Source organism: Solimonas sp. K1W22B-7 (assembly GCF_003428335.1).
GTDB lineage: Bacteria > Pseudomonadota > Gammaproteobacteria > Nevskiales > Nevskiaceae > Solimonas_A.
Genome location: NZ_CP031704.1, coordinates 103,881 through 117,196 on the forward strand (window position 1 = coordinate 103,881; position 13,316 = coordinate 117,196).

Sequence of the window (13,316 nt, forward strand, 5' to 3'; positions counted from 1 at the left end):
CCGCCGCGGGCCGGACTCATAATATCCCCATGAAATCAGTGATCCGACTGCTCCTGCAAGCCCTGGGGCGGCTGCCCTTGCCCCTGCTGCATGCCACCGGCGCGGCCCTGGGCACCCTGCTCTGGTGGCTGCCCAACGACCTCAAGGCGATCACCCTGCTGCACCTGCGGCGCTGTCTGCCGGAACTGGACGAGCCGCAGCGCCGGCGCCTGGCGCGGGAGAGCCTGCGCCAGTCGATGCAGGCGGTGCTGGAGGCCCCGGCGATCTGGTTCGGCCCCGAGGCGCGGCTGCGCCGCTGGATCGACGTGCCGGCCCTGCGCGATCAGATCCAGGAGGCCTCGCGCCAGGGCGCCATCATCCTCTGTCCTCACATCGGCTCCTGGGAGCTGGCCGGCATGTTCTGCGCGGCCCATGGCGGCATCGCCTCGCTCTACAAGCCGCAGAAGGGCGTGATCGACGAGCTGATCCTGGAGGGCCGCAGCCGCCTGGGCGCCACCCTGGTGCCGACCAGCGCCGCCGGTGTCCGGGCCCTGCTGCAGGAGCTCAAGGGCGGCGGCAAGATCGGCGTGCTGCCCGACCACGATCCTCCGGCGGGTTCGGGGGTGTTCGCGCCGCTGTTCGGCATCCCCGCCCACACCACCGTGCTGGTGTCCAAGCTGGCGGGGCGCATCGGCCTGCCGGTGTGGTTCTGTTACGCCGAACGCATGCCGCGGGGCCGCGGTTTCCGCTTCCACCTGCGCCAGGCGCCGGAAGGGGTGGCGGACGCCGCCCAGGGCCCCGCCGCGCTCAACCAGGGCATCGAGTCGGTGATCCGGCACTTGCCGGAACAGTACTGGTGGAGCTACAAACGCTACCGCCGCCGGCCTCCCGGGGGCGAGAACCTCTACGCCGGCCTCTAGAACCGCGGGTCTCGCCGCCGCGGAACTCCGGCAAGGGCGGCGAGTCATAGCGCCGCCTTCATCACGCAACCATTCCCAGAAAGAACCATATGGAAAGCGAAGTCCTCATCGAGGCGCGCGCGCTGGCGCGAAGCTACGGCCGCACGCTGGCCGTCAGCGGCCTCGACCTGACCCTGCGCAAGGGGGAGATACTCGGTCTGCTCGGCCCCAACGGTGCCGGCAAGTCCACCACCATGAAGATGCTGACCGGCAACCTCGCGCCCTCCTCGGGCGAGGTGCTGATCGGCGGCAAGTCGCTGCGCGAGGACGCCAAGGCGGCCAAGCGCTCGCTCGGCTACCTGCCGGAGCAGCCGCCGGTCTACCCCGAGCTGACCGTGGACGAGTACCTGGATTACTGCGCCGGCCTGCACGGCATCGCGCGCCGCGCCCGCGGCGAGGCGGTGGCCTCGGCCCGGCGCGACTGCGGCCTCACCGAGGTGGGCAGCCGCCTGATCGGCAACCTGTCCAAGGGCTACCAGCAGCGCGTGGGCCTGGCGCAGGCGATCATCCATCGCCCGCCGGTGATCGTGCTCGACGAGCCTACCGTGGGGCTGGACCCGATCCAGATCCGCGAGATCCGCGCCCTGATCGCGACGCTGGCGCGCAATCATTCGGTGATCCTGTCCTCGCACATCCTGCCGGAGATCCAGGCGGTGTGTTCGCGCGTGATGATCATCAACCGCGGCCGCGTGGTGTACAGCGAGCCGGTGGCCGCCGCGAAGTCCGCCGGCTTCTCCTCCATCGCCGCCACGTTCCGCCAGCTGCCCGACGCGCGCACGCTGGAAACGCTGGCCGGGGTGCGCCGCGTGCTGGTGCTGGGCGAGGGACGCTACCGCATCGAGTGCGACGCTTCCGCCGATCCGCGCGAGGCCATCGTCAAGGCCGCCGTGGAGGGGGGCTGGGGCCTGCTGGAGTTGCGCGCGGAAGCGCAGACGCTGGAAGAAATCTTCGTGGAACTGGTGCTGCGCGGCGATGCCGCCGCCGAGAAGGACGTCGCATGATCAACATCTTCAGGATCGCGGCGAATGAAACGCGCCGCATTTTCGTATCGCCGCTGGCCTGGGTCGTGCTGGCCGGGCTGCAGTTCATCTTCGGCGGCGTGTACTGGCTGTCGCTGCTCGACTTCCGCAACAACGACGGCAGCATGGGCGCCGACTTCGGCGTCACCGACTACCTGATCTCCGGAACGCTGGTGGGCTTTCCCCTGGTACTGATGCTGCTGGTGATGCCGATGATGACCATGCGGTCGTTCGCCGAGGAGCGCAAGACCGGCACGATCACCCTGCTGTTCTCCGCGCCGGTCAGTCTCACCGAAGTGGTGCTGGGCAAGTTCCTGGGCGTGATCAGCTTTGTGCTGGCGATCATCCTGATGCTGGCGGCGATGAGCTTCGTGCTGATGCCGCCGACCGGCTACCAGCTCGATCTCGGCCGCATCGCGGCCAGCTTCCTCGGCCTGTTCCTGATGCTGGCCGCATTCGCTTCCGCGGGGCTGTTCGTCTCCTCGCTGACGCGCGAGCCGGTGGTGTCGGCGGTGTTGTCGCTGGTGCTGGTGCTGGCCCTGTGGCTGGTGCAGATCCCCTCGTCCTACGACGGGATGCCCTTCAAGGAGCTGTGGGCCTACCTGTCCCTCATGACCCACTTCGATAGCCTGCGCCGCGGCGTGTTCGACAGCGCCGATGTCGCCTACTACCTGCTGTTCAGCACGCTGTTCCTCTGGCTGACCGTCCAGCGCCTCGACCTGGAACGCAACTAGAAAAGCCCTGCGCCATGACCAGAAAGCAAATCCTGATTCAGCAACTCATCAGCGGCGTCCTGTTCGTCGCCGCCATCGGCCTGCTCGGCTGGCTGTCCTACCGCTACAAGACCGAGTTCGACTGGACCTCCGGCAACCGCAACTCGCTGACCGAAGCCAGCCTCAAGCAGCTCGGGGCGATGCCGGGGCCGATCACGTTCACGCTGTTCGCCCCCTCGGGCAACGACGTGCGCCGCGACGTGGAGGCCGACCTGGGCCGTTACCGGCGCGCCAAGTCCGACATCAAGCTGGAGTTCGTCGATCCTTCGGCCAATCCGCAGAAGGTCAAGGACTACAAGGTTTCCTCGGTCGGCGAGATCGTCATCGAGTACCAGGGGCGCCGCGAAAGCCTGCGGTCCACGACGGAGCCGTCCATCACCACCGCCCTGCAGCGCCTCGCCTACGGCGGCGAGCAGTGGGTGGTGTTCCTCGAGGGACACGGCGAACGTGCCCTGGACGATCAGGAAAACCCGGAGACCATGGCGCACTTCGCGCAGCTGCTGCGCGACAAGGGCCTGAAGGTGCGCGGGCTCAACCTGGTCAAGGAAACCCGCGTTCCCGACAACACCAGCGTGCTGGTGGTCGCCTCGCCGCAGAAGCAGCCCCTGGCCGGCGAAGCACAGATGCTGAAGGAGTACGTCGAGAAGGGCGGCAACCTGCTGTGGCTCGCGGACCCGGAGCAGCCCGCCGGCATCGACCCCCTGGCGCAGGCGCTGGGCATTGCCTGGCAGAACGGCATGGTCATCATGCCGGAGTACCAGGTGGTGGGCAGCCCGCACCCCGGCTTCTTCGCCGCGGTGGGCTATCCGCAGAGCCCGGTGACCCAGGGCTTTGACCAGATCACGCTGTTCCCCTTCGCCCGCTCGGTGGTGGGCAATCCGACCACGGGCTGGACACTGGCCCCGGTGCTGATCACCTCCGAGGCGGCCTGGCTCGAAACCGGCGATGTCGCCGGCGGCAAGGTCGCGCTCGACGACGGCGACGTTCGCGGGCCGCTGACGGTCGGCCTGGCGCTGACGCGCGAGCACAAGGCGGCCGACGGCAAGGTTGCGCCGCAGCGGGCGATCGTCGTCGGCGACGCCGACTTCCTCTCCAATGCGTACCTGGGAGAAGTGGGCAACCAGCAGCTGGGCCTCAACATGGTGCAATGGCTGGCCTCGCGCGACGCCCAGCTCAACATCAACGTGCCGAGCGCCCCGGACACCGCGCTGGTGCTGTCGGACATGGCGGCGAACGCGATCGGTGCCTTCTTCTCCCTGCTGCTGCCGCTGGCACTGCTGGCCTGGGGCCTGACGCGCTGGATCATCCGCCGCCGCCGCTGATGCCATGAAACGCACGCATCTCAACCTGGCCCTGCTGGTCGCCGTCGGCGGTCTCGGCGCGGCGGCGTATTTCGGCCAGAAGAAGGAAGAACCGGTAGTGCCGCTGACCGCGCTGGCCGCCGACGCGCTGACCCGCATCGCGGTGGAGCATCCGGGCCAGCCGAAGCTGCTGCTGGAGAAGCAGGGCGGCGAGTGGAAGCTGCTGGAGCCGGTGAAAGCCGACACCGATCCCTTCGAGGTCTCGGCCTTGACCAGCCTCGCCACGCTGACGGCCAAGCGCAAGCTGCCGCTGGCGGAGGTGAAGCTGCCCGAGCTGGGCCTGCAGCCGCCGGCCTACCGCATCACGCTCAACGACGTGGCCCTGGACTTCGGCGGCATCGAGCAGATCGAGGCACGGCGCTACATCCTCAGCGGCGGCGCGGTGGCCCTGGTGGACGACCCGCCCAGCGCCGCGCTGGACGCCGATTACTCCGACCTGGTCGCCAAGGCCCTGGTGCCGGAGAAGGCCGAGATCGCGAAGATCGAGTTGCCCACCGGCGTCAGCGTCGTGCGCGGTGCCGACGGCAAGAGCTGGGTGGCAGCGCCGCTGCAGGCCGATATCAGCATCGACGCGGCGCAGAAGCTGGCCAATGCCTGGAAGGATGCGCGCGCCATGTGGATGGCGGCCGAGCCGCTCGCGGGCTCGCAGGGCCAGGCGGTGAAAGTGACGCTGCAGGATGGCCGCGTGCTGCGCTTCGTGATTGCCGAGCGCGATCCGCAGCTGGTGATCGCCAACCCGGAGCTGAAAGTGCGCTACACGCTGTCCAAGGTGCTGGACAGCGAGCTGTTCGAGCTGCACAAGGCAGCCACTGCGCCGCCGGCCGGCGTGCCGAAGCTGCCCAGGCCGTCCGACCTGCCGTCCTGACGGGAATGCGGGAATGCGGCGGCGATGCACCTCCCGGTGCATCGCTGCCGCAGTTCTTACTTGCGCAGTTCCGGAGTCTCGGCCAGCAGGGCGCGCTGCATCTTCAGCAGTGCATCCTCCGAGGCGCGCTTGCCCGACAGCGAGAAGTCACTCTTGAACTCGGAGAACTCGGCCTTGCCCTGGCCGTTGACCGCCTTGGTGGCGACCGTATTACCGGCGGCGTCGCTGATCGTGCAGGTCATGTCCACCGTGAAGTCCGTCGGCGGCCAGGTGAGGGCGCTGCTCGAAGACGAATTGGTGACCAGCTGCGGCGTGATGATATAGCTGACCTTGTTCTTGCTGATCGCTTCGGCATCGTTGGGCAACTGCAGCACGGCGACGTTGTCGAACACGTTCGTCAGCATCTTGTAGAACGCCGTCTCGGTGTCCTTGTACGGACGGTAGTTCACCTTGTCGCCACCGCCGCCGGGGGTGGTCACTTCCAGATTGCGCGATTCTTCCGAGATGTAGTACCCGACGCTCTTCTTGATCGGCTGCGCGGTGGCATCGCGTTCGATCTTGGCGACATCCGGGCCAATGGCGATCGTGTGGGCGCAGCCGGAGAGCAGGATGGCTGCCGACAGGCAGGCAAGGATTCTGTTTTTCACTTGGGTCCCTTGGGGTTGTTGTGGATGAAACGGTTTAGTTGAGGGCTGCGGCAAAGGCCGGGTCGGCATAGAGCTCGGCCAGGAGCTTCTGCACCAGGTTGGCGTACTCGAGCTGCGCACGCGGAATCGCGATGGCGCCAGCGAAGGACGATTCCCACTCGTGGGACGCCGACTTGACCGCGTCATAGCGGACCTGGTTGTTCTTCTTGACCACGAAGCGGGCTTCGATGCCGCCGAAGCCCTTGCTGAAACCGCTGGCGTCCAGGGTGTTCTTGTTGAGCAGGCCGGAGACCTCGATCTCGGCGCCCGGCGCCAGCTTGCCCGCGAGCGACAGCTCCTGCTTCAGGGCCTCGCCGACATAGGCCGAATAGGAGTCCTGGTAGGGCGAGTGCATGCTGGACCCGCGAAGGGAGAGCGAGGCCTCGGCGTCGCCGGTGGCGGGCACGAAGGCGCCGACCCGCACCGGCGCCTGACCGGCATCGCGCAGCTTCTGCACGTTGGGCAGCGAGGCGGTGTATTGCGGCGCCGCAAGAGTGCAGCCGGCAAGGAGAAGTACGGTGGCAAGGCTGATCAGTTTGCTGGCGTGGCGCATGGAAGCAGGGTCCTGTGGGTCGATTTTCGGGGTTGCGGGATGGAGCCGCCGGTATTGAACCGCGCGGGATCATTCACAAAGTTTATGGGCTTGGCAACGGGGGTGCTGTCATGTTCAGGTGACAAACTGGATTAAAATTTCGTGACCATTGCCCCGAGTCACGTCCGTGCCGGAACTTCCTGAGGTAGAAACCGTACGCCGCGGCGTCGAGCCGCATGTGCTGGGGCGGCGCATCGGGCAGGTCACGGTGCGTGATGCCCGCCTGCGCTGGCCGGTGCCGAAGAACCTGCCGGCCCTGTTGCGGGGGCGGCGTGTCGAGGCCACCTCGCGGCGCGGCAAGTACCTGCTGTTGCACCTGGACAACGGCGACCGGCTGATCGTGCACCTGGGCATGAGCGGTCGCCTGCTGGTGCTGCAGCCGGGCCACCCGCTGCGCAAGCACGACCACGTCGACATCGAGCTGGAGGGTGGCGTGCTGCTGCGTTACCACGACCCGCGCCGCTTCGGCGCCGTGCTGCCCTGGGCCGCGGCCGAGCAGACCCATGAACTGCTCGCCGGCATGGGGCCGGAGCCGTTCTCCGAGGAGTTCTCCGGGGATTATCTCTTCGCCCTGTCGCGCGGGCGCAGCGCGCCGCTGAAGAATTTCGTGATGGACGGCCGCGTCGTGGTCGGCGCCGGCAACATCTACGCCGCCGAGGCGCTGTTCCGTGCCGGCCTGCGCCCGGGCCGCGCCGCCGGCCGCGTCACGCGTGCGCAGTACCGCCTGCTGGCCGACAAGATCCGCGAGGTGCTGGCGGCGGCGATCGAGCAGGGCGGCACCACGCTGCGCGATTTTGCGGGCGCCGACGGCGAATCCGGCTACTTCCAGCAGAAGCTCTACGTCTACGGCCGCGAGGGCGAAGCCTGCCTGGTCTGCGGCACGACGATCCGGCGCATGGTGATCGGCCAGCGCTCCTCCTGTTATTGCCCGGAGTGCCAGGCATGAGCGACAACACCGAACGCCGCCTGGGGCAGTTCCTGCTGCTGGTCGCCGCCGGCCACGTGCTGCTGGGCTTGTCGATGCCCTTCGTCTTGCCGCTGCTGCCCGGTGTGCTGGCGCAGATGCCTTATGCTGAGGCCGCCGACGCGGCGCGCTTCTGGTCGCGCGTGTTCGGCCCCACGCTGGCCAGTTGGGGCATGCTGGCCTTCTTCATCGTGCGCTACGGCGTGCAGCGCCGCCAGCGCTGGGCCTGCGACGCATTGATCCTGGCCGTGTTCTGCTGGGCGCCGCTGGATGCCTGGCTGTGCTGGCAGGCGGGGTTTCCGGTGGGCATCGTGCTGGATGCCATCGTCTCTGCGGCACTGCTGGTGCCGGCGCTGATCCTGCGGCGCCGGTTTCCTGGCTGACCCTCGCCGTGTAGCTTTGTAGGATGTGGTGCCAAAAGTAGGCGCCTCCAGGCGAGCGCAGCGAACCGCATCAATGGTCGCGACGGTGCACGCGAGCGATGCGGTTCGCTGCGCTCACCACATCCTACGTGCTACAGCCGTACTACTTGCCGGTTTCAGGGCTGATGATTGCGGACACCGGCGTGATCTTGTTGGCCGGAAACCCGGACTGCTCTGCATGCTTGCGGATGAGATCCTCGCTTGGAGCGTTGTAGACGCAATAGATCTTGTCCCCAGCCACGTAGCTCTGGACCCACTCGATCGTCGGGCCGAGCGTTTGAAGCACGCTGTTGGAATGCGCGGAAGCATCCTTGAGCTGAGCCGCGGTCATCTTCCCGGCGTCGGGAATCTCCCTTTCAATGACGAACTGGGGCATGACACCCTCCGTAGCTCAGGCTGGGTTTCCACCATACACCCCGACGGCATGGCCTGCGAGGTTCACTTCCTCTTCCTGGCGCTCAGCGCTCCTTCGAGGACCCGGACAACTTCCAGGTGGCCATTGGCGCGTGCGGCATCAAGCGGGGTGGCTGCGCCGAGTGCCCGGCTGTAGCTGCTCCTGATGCCAGGGTCTGCCCCCGCATCCAACAACAACTGAACGATCTGCAGATGCCCTTTGGCCGCAGCCATGCCGAGCGCCGACGGGCTGTCGCAGCAGCGGTGGTCAATCCACGGCTTGTGCTGCAGCAGGGCCTGAACGATTTCGACGTGGCCCCTCTCAGCAGCCGCCTGCAGGGGCGAGTTGAAACCGACCGCCTGGTAGGAGAGGTCACCGGCCGAGTCCGGGTGAGGGGCGTCTACGGGCGCTCCTCGTTCAAGCAGCGCTTCCACCAGAAGCTGGTTTCCGCCACTCGCCGCGTAGTACAGCGCCATGTAGTCGATCGCGCGATCACGCGGAGAGGTGGTCGCGCATGCCGCGAGAACCAGGGCGATTGTCAGTACAGCTGCTCTCACGACGGGGCTAGCCGTAGTCTCGGGGCGCCGTAGATCTGTTGGTGGGACGAGCGCCATCAGCAACTGGCGATCCAGATGAGCGCGGACACAAGGGCCACGCCCAGGGTGGCGTAACCCGCCGTGCTGATGTTTGTCCGTACCTGGGTGGAGAGCACCGCTGTACCCGGATGCGCGGGATCGTAGTGGACCAACAGCTGCGGTTGGCGCTTCAGCGCATCCGCAACGATCCGGTGCTTCCCGTCATCCCGCCCGTCGCCGTAACCGAAGGCGTACTGGGTGGAGCGGTAGGTCACGCCGCCTACCACATAGGAATAGCGGATCTGCAGCTGCCAGCTGCTGGTTTCCTCGATACGACGGCTGCGCAGCTCCGCAACCTCGCAATGCTCCAGCTGGCCCGCGACCGTGGGCCAGCGGGCGGCAAGCCGCGCCTGCCGCTCGAACTTGCGGCCGATGAAGACAAGGCCCAGGCCGGCCACGAGGAATATCAAGATGAAAGGAAGCATGACTTGCTCCTGACGGGCGTCAGGCGATCTTCTTGCCGAGGAGTCAGGCTGGCTTGGCCAGCTCCGCATCGATGGCTGCGACCAAACGCGGGTCCTCCGCCGTCACGTCCGGCGCAAAACGCGCCACCACCTCACCGTTGCGCCCGACCAGGAACTTCTCGAAGTTCCACATCACCTCGCCATTGTCCGGCGCGTCGATGCCATAGCGCTTCATGTTCTCGCGGAACGGCTCGGCCCCGACCGCCTTGGGCTGTGCCTGGGTGAGTGCCGCGTACAGCGGGTGCTGGTCCGCACCCTTCACCGAGATCTTCGAGAACAGCGGGAAGTGCACGTCGTAGGTGGTGGAGCAGAAATCCTGGATCTCCTGCTCCGAGCCCGGCTCCTGGCCCATGAAGTTGTTGGCGGGAAAGCCCAGCACCTCCACGCCCTGCGCCTGCCTGCCCTGGTAGAGCTTTTCCAGCCCCGCGTACTGCGGCGTCAGGCCGCACTTGGAGGCCACGTTGACCACCAGCAGGACCTTGCCGCGGTATTCGGACAGGGTGGCGTCCGCACCGTCGATCTTCTTCAGGGGAATGTTCAGGAGCTGCGTCATGGGTTGATTCTCTTGCTTGGGTGGCGCTGTGCGCAGGGTGAGCGACTAGATTACCTGCAGCCCCTCCCAGGGAGGCAAGCGGATCTGTATGCGATCTTGCACGGCGAGGAGCATTCGGTGCTTACCGCCCAGACTGGATACCAGTATTACGGCGCTCAACCGACTCTATGATGTGCGACGTGTAAGGGCGCCCGCCATCACCTTCCGTCATACGCTTAGCGAATTTCCTCTGTAGATCAGGATCTAGGTATAGCGCCCTAAAATAAGACCTGGACGCGGCAATTAGATCCGCATAGAAGTCCTCAGCGTTCAGCATGGGAACGTCGCTGGCCGATACGAGATGCATGCGTGATTGATGGCAAACCAACAGGAAAGGCCCAGGATTGAACGAGTGGACCATCTTGTTTCTGCAGATCCAGAGGCTCTCTACAAATGGACCGTAGAGGCTGGGGAAGTACGCGGAGACAAATGCTCGAAAGCGCTCTCCGGTGCCTAGATGTGGAGCGTACGTGCCCGCCAAAGCCTCCACGGCGGTTAGCATCGACAGCAGTGCTAGAAAAAGTCCGTCTTCGTTCAGGAGACGTGGGATGACAGCCAGATAGTACTGGTCAAAATGTGCGCGGAAGTCAGCCGCGATTAGAGACGCTTCATGTTGGTCATCCATGTCGATCCGTCCTTCGCGACAGGCGGATCAAGATCCGCCCTACACGGGCTGCCGGCGCTTTGATCTTCGGCCTAGCCGATCCCGGTCATGAGCATGGCGATCAGGATGCCGAACAGGACAAGGATCACCGCCGCCAGCGACTTGATCACGGAAATCTCGAACAGCGTGGCCACCGCCCAGGTCAGCATCAGGGCAATGCCTAGCACCGACAGGACCACAAGTACCGTGTTCTTCTGTTTCTGTTCGTCGTTTGTTGACATGTCGGGATTCCCGGGAAGTCTTGGTCGGAAATGTTAGCGCAGAAGGGCGGGTCTACCCGCCTTTCGCGACAGGCGGGTCCAGGACCCGCCCTACGTGAACTCAAGTTACGCTTTTTGGGAGTCCGAAGGAGGCCGGTCGACCTGAGCCTGCTGTTTGCGCGGTACGTCGAAGGAGTTCCTCCAGCTTGTAGTTGTAGTGGAGCCCAAAGCCAAAGCTCATATCGGTATCACGCGTTGCCATTGAAAGCGATTTGACGAAGCTTTGGCAGGCGAGCAAAAACTCTCGAATGCTACTCGCTACTGCCCAGGTCAGCATCAGGGCCACGCCAAGCACAGTCAGGATCACAAGTACCGTGTTCTTCTGCTTCTGTTCGTCGTTTGCTTCCATATCCGGGTTCCTGGAGAGTCCTGAGGTGCAATGCTGGAGAGCCGCTGAAGGGGCAACTCCAGCCTAAGATGCGCGTGGGCAGTGGTGCAAATGCAAAGGGGCCTTTACGCGGGCAAGTGCCCGGCTGGCGTCCCTGCTGGGTCGGTGCCCTCCCAAAGGACATGAACGCCCCTGTTGGCGACATGCCGGAGTGCTCTCGGGGAGACAGGGGAGAAGCCCAGATTGGAGGCTGCAGACCTCAGGAATCGGGACTTGTCGGGGAACTCGAAGGGAAAGAACACGAGCCTGCCGGAGTGCAGCTGCACCCGGATGTCTTCGTCGTTTGGATATTCGCCCAGGAACGCGAGCTGGCAGACGTCGCGCCATTGAAATGCGACATCGCCCCCGATCATTCCCAGCACCCGAACTCCGTCCGGGGCAATGATCATTCGCTTGTAGTTCGTGGGAGACAGGAATACTCGGAGCATGTGCAATGCTCCGCCTGCCCCCAGTACGGCGAAAACGAGAGATGCCTTGATGAGCCCTCGCTCTTCTGCAAGCGCGATCGCGATGCCTGCCGAGGACGCCAGCGCGGCTGTGACCAGGAAGGCGAACGCTGAGGAGCGAAACCTCCTCATCAGCGCCCAAAGCATGGCTTGCGGAAGGTTGGGCAGATCATTGATCCGTTTTTTGCGACAAGCGGGTCAATGCCCTGCCCCGTCATCTCATGCTGTTCCAACTGCACTTTCCGCACTGCGCGTATCTGGCATGGGGCACCTCTTTGCCCCTCTCAGGAGTGGTTGTCTGGCGGATTTCTATGAGACCCCCGCACTTGGGGCACTTGTCCCCGTTCTTGTAACCCCTTGTTTCATCCTTCATCTGCACTCCGCTGGTGTATGTGAAGTACGGTTCTCTTTTCGTTTTGAGCTCCCCGAAGCCTATCACCGCCTCTATCCGGGTCTTATCACCACAACCGGTGACGGCCAGGGGTGTTTCGCGCTTGCCATGCGGCCGGACATTTACATACTATACGGTATGTACCAAGGAGACTCCCGATGACCGCCCTGCTGGCCCAGCCCTTCAAGCTTCCCTGCGGCGTGACGCTGCCCAACCGCCTGTGCAAGGCCGCGATGACCGAGGGGCTGGCCGATCCGCTGCTGCGGGCGACGCCGCGCCACGCCACGCTGTACCGGCGCTGGAGCGAGGGCGGGGCGGGGCTGCTGATCACCGGCAACGTGATGATCGACCGCCGCGTGCTGGAGCGGCCGGGCAATGTCGCCATCGATGGCAACGGCGGGCTCGACGAGCTGCGCGCCTGGGCCAGGGCGGGCACGGTGGCCGGCAACCAGCTGTGGATGCAGATCTCGCATGCCGGCCGCCAGTCGCCCCGCTATGTCGTCAGCCATCCGATGGGCCCTTCCGACGTGCAGCTGGACCTGCTCGGCGGCTACGGCCGCCCGCGCGCGCTGCGCGAGGAAGAAATCCTCGACTTCATCCAGCGCTTCGCCCGCGTGGCCGTCACGGCCCGCGAAACCGGCTTCACCGGTGTGCAGATCCATTCCGCGCATGGCTACCTGCTCAGTTCCTTCCTGTCGCCGGTGACCAATCGCCGCACCGATGCCTGGGGCGGCAGCATCCAGAACCGTTCGCGCTTCCTGCTGGAGGCGGTGCGCGCCACGCGCAAGGCCGTGGGCGCCGATTTCCCGATCGCGATCAAGCTCAACTCCGACGATTTCCGCAAGGGCGGCTTCAGCCACGAGGACTGCCTGCAGGTGGTGCAGCTGCTCAACGGCGAGGGCGTGGACCTGCTGGAGATTTCCGGCGGCACCTACGAGCAGCCGCAGCTGCTCGGTTTCGAGGGCCGCGCCGAGGATGCGACGCCGCGCCGCGAGTCAACGCGGCTGCGCGAGGCCTACTTTCTGGAGTATGCCGCGGCGATCCGCAAGCTGGCGCGCATGCCGCTGATGGTGACCGGGGGCTTCCGCAGCGCTGCCGGCATGGAGCTGGCGCTGCAGGGTGGCGATGTCGACGTGATCGGCCTTGGTCGTCCGCTGTGCACGCATACCGACGTGCCGAAGCAGCTGCTGGCCGGGACGATGGCGGAAGCGCCGACCTACGAGAAGCAGCTGGTGATGGCGCACAGCGGCATTTTCTCGCCGACCTCGAAGGTGTTGCTGCTCAAGCTGATCAACGTGCTGGGCGGCCAGGGCTGGTACTACCACCAGCTCTATCGCCTGGCCGACGGCAAGCCGCCGCGGACGAACCTGGGTGTATTCGGGTCGTTCCTGCGGTATTGGGTGGCGGAGCTGGGGGCGGCGATGAAGCTGCGGCGGGACAAGATTCCGGCGGCTTGAGAACG

General features: G+C 65.6%; 16 protein-coding genes. 8 read left to right on the forward strand and 8 right to left on the reverse strand.

What is annotated here, in order from left to right:
* Positions 1–29: 29 nt before the first annotated feature.
* From D0B54_RS00515 to D0B54_RS00535, 5 genes are all read left to right on the forward strand, one after another.
* Positions 30–899: a lysophospholipid acyltransferase family protein gene (locus D0B54_RS00515; RefSeq protein WP_117288255.1), complete on the forward strand. Its 870-nt coding sequence runs from the start codon at positions 30–32 to the stop codon at positions 897–899.
* 89 nt (positions 900–988) lie between these two features.
* Positions 989–1,939, forward strand: coding sequence for an ABC transporter ATP-binding protein (locus D0B54_RS00520; RefSeq protein WP_117288256.1), 951 nt, complete (start codon positions 989–991; stop codon positions 1,937–1,939).
* The gene (locus D0B54_RS00525) at positions 1,936–2,691 is read left to right on the forward strand and encodes an ABC transporter permease (RefSeq protein WP_117288257.1); all 756 of its coding nucleotides are present in this window, start codon (positions 1,936–1,938) and stop codon (positions 2,689–2,691) included. Before D0B54_RS00520 ends, D0B54_RS00525 begins: the two co-directional genes overlap by 4 nt.
* Positions 2,692–2,705: 14 nt before the next feature.
* Positions 2,706–4,052 carry a GldG family protein gene (locus D0B54_RS00530; RefSeq protein WP_117288258.1) on the forward strand — a complete coding sequence of 449 codons (1,347 nt, stop codon included), beginning with the start codon at positions 2,706–2,708 and terminating at the stop codon, positions 4,050–4,052.
* Positions 4,053–4,056: 4 nt separating this feature from the next.
* Positions 4,057–4,956 carry a DUF4340 domain-containing protein gene (locus D0B54_RS00535; protein WP_117288259.1) on the forward strand — a complete coding sequence of 300 codons (900 nt, stop codon included), beginning with the start codon at positions 4,057–4,059 and terminating at the stop codon, positions 4,954–4,956.
* Positions 4,957–5,012: 56 nt separating this feature from the next.
* Here the strand turns inward: D0B54_RS00535 and D0B54_RS00540 are convergent, their stop codons facing one another.
* On the reverse strand, positions 5,013–5,603 hold the full coding sequence (locus D0B54_RS00540) for a hypothetical protein (protein ID WP_117288260.1): 591 nt from the start codon (positions 5,601–5,603) through the stop codon (positions 5,013–5,015).
* A 34-nt stretch (positions 5,604–5,637) separates the two neighbouring features.
* On the reverse strand, positions 5,638–6,195 hold the full coding sequence (locus D0B54_RS00545) for a hypothetical protein (protein ID WP_117288261.1): 558 nt from the start codon (positions 6,193–6,195) through the stop codon (positions 5,638–5,640).
* Positions 6,196–6,361: 166 nt separating this feature from the next.
* Between D0B54_RS00545 and mutM the strand changes: the two genes are divergently transcribed.
* Both mutM and D0B54_RS00555 read left to right on the forward strand, forming a co-directional pair.
* Positions 6,362–7,180 carry a bifunctional DNA-formamidopyrimidine glycosylase/DNA-(apurinic or apyrimidinic site) lyase gene (mutM, locus tag D0B54_RS00550; protein ID WP_117288262.1) on the forward strand — a complete coding sequence of 273 codons (819 nt, stop codon included), beginning with the start codon at positions 6,362–6,364 and terminating at the stop codon, positions 7,178–7,180.
* Positions 7,177–7,581, forward strand: a complete 405-nt coding sequence (locus tag D0B54_RS00555; protein WP_117288263.1) for a hypothetical protein — start codon at positions 7,177–7,179, stop codon at positions 7,579–7,581. The genes mutM and D0B54_RS00555 overlap by 4 nt, the downstream gene beginning before the upstream one ends.
* 142 nt (positions 7,582–7,723) lie before the next feature.
* On the opposite strand, the gene D0B54_RS00560 is transcribed toward D0B54_RS00555, so the two are convergent.
* From D0B54_RS00560 to D0B54_RS00590, 6 genes are all read right to left on the reverse strand, one after another.
* Positions 7,724–7,996, reverse strand: coding sequence for a DUF4242 domain-containing protein (locus D0B54_RS00560; RefSeq protein ID WP_117288264.1), 273 nt, complete (start codon positions 7,994–7,996; stop codon positions 7,724–7,726).
* Positions 7,997–8,058: 62 nt separating this feature from the next.
* Positions 8,059–8,490, reverse strand: coding sequence for an ankyrin repeat domain-containing protein (locus D0B54_RS00565; protein ID WP_162932102.1), 432 nt, complete (start codon positions 8,488–8,490; stop codon positions 8,059–8,061).
* A gap of 137 nt (positions 8,491–8,627) precedes the next feature.
* Positions 8,628–9,074, reverse strand: coding sequence for a DUF3592 domain-containing protein (locus D0B54_RS00570; protein ID WP_162932103.1), 447 nt, complete (start codon positions 9,072–9,074; stop codon positions 8,628–8,630).
* Positions 9,075–9,117: 43 nt separating this feature from the next.
* A complete protein-coding gene (locus D0B54_RS00575) occupies positions 9,118–9,666 on the reverse strand; it encodes a glutathione peroxidase (RefSeq protein ID WP_117288267.1) in 549 nt (182 codons plus the stop codon).
* 735 nt (positions 9,667–10,401) lie between these two features.
* Entirely contained in the window at positions 10,402–10,590 is a 189-nt protein-coding gene (locus D0B54_RS00585) for a hypothetical protein (RefSeq protein ID WP_117288269.1), read from the reverse strand.
* A gap of 100 nt (positions 10,591–10,690) precedes the next feature.
* Positions 10,691–10,978 carry a hypothetical protein gene (locus tag D0B54_RS00590; protein WP_117288270.1) on the reverse strand — a complete coding sequence of 96 codons (288 nt, stop codon included), beginning with the start codon at positions 10,976–10,978 and terminating at the stop codon, positions 10,691–10,693.
* Between the two features lie 1,034 nt (positions 10,979–12,012).
* Between D0B54_RS00590 and D0B54_RS00600 the strand changes: the two genes are divergently transcribed.
* Complete coding sequence (locus tag D0B54_RS00600; protein WP_117288272.1) at positions 12,013–13,311, forward strand: NADH:flavin oxidoreductase/NADH oxidase family protein; 1,299 nt, start codon at positions 12,013–12,015, stop codon at positions 13,309–13,311.
* Positions 13,312–13,316 lie beyond the last annotated feature (5 nt).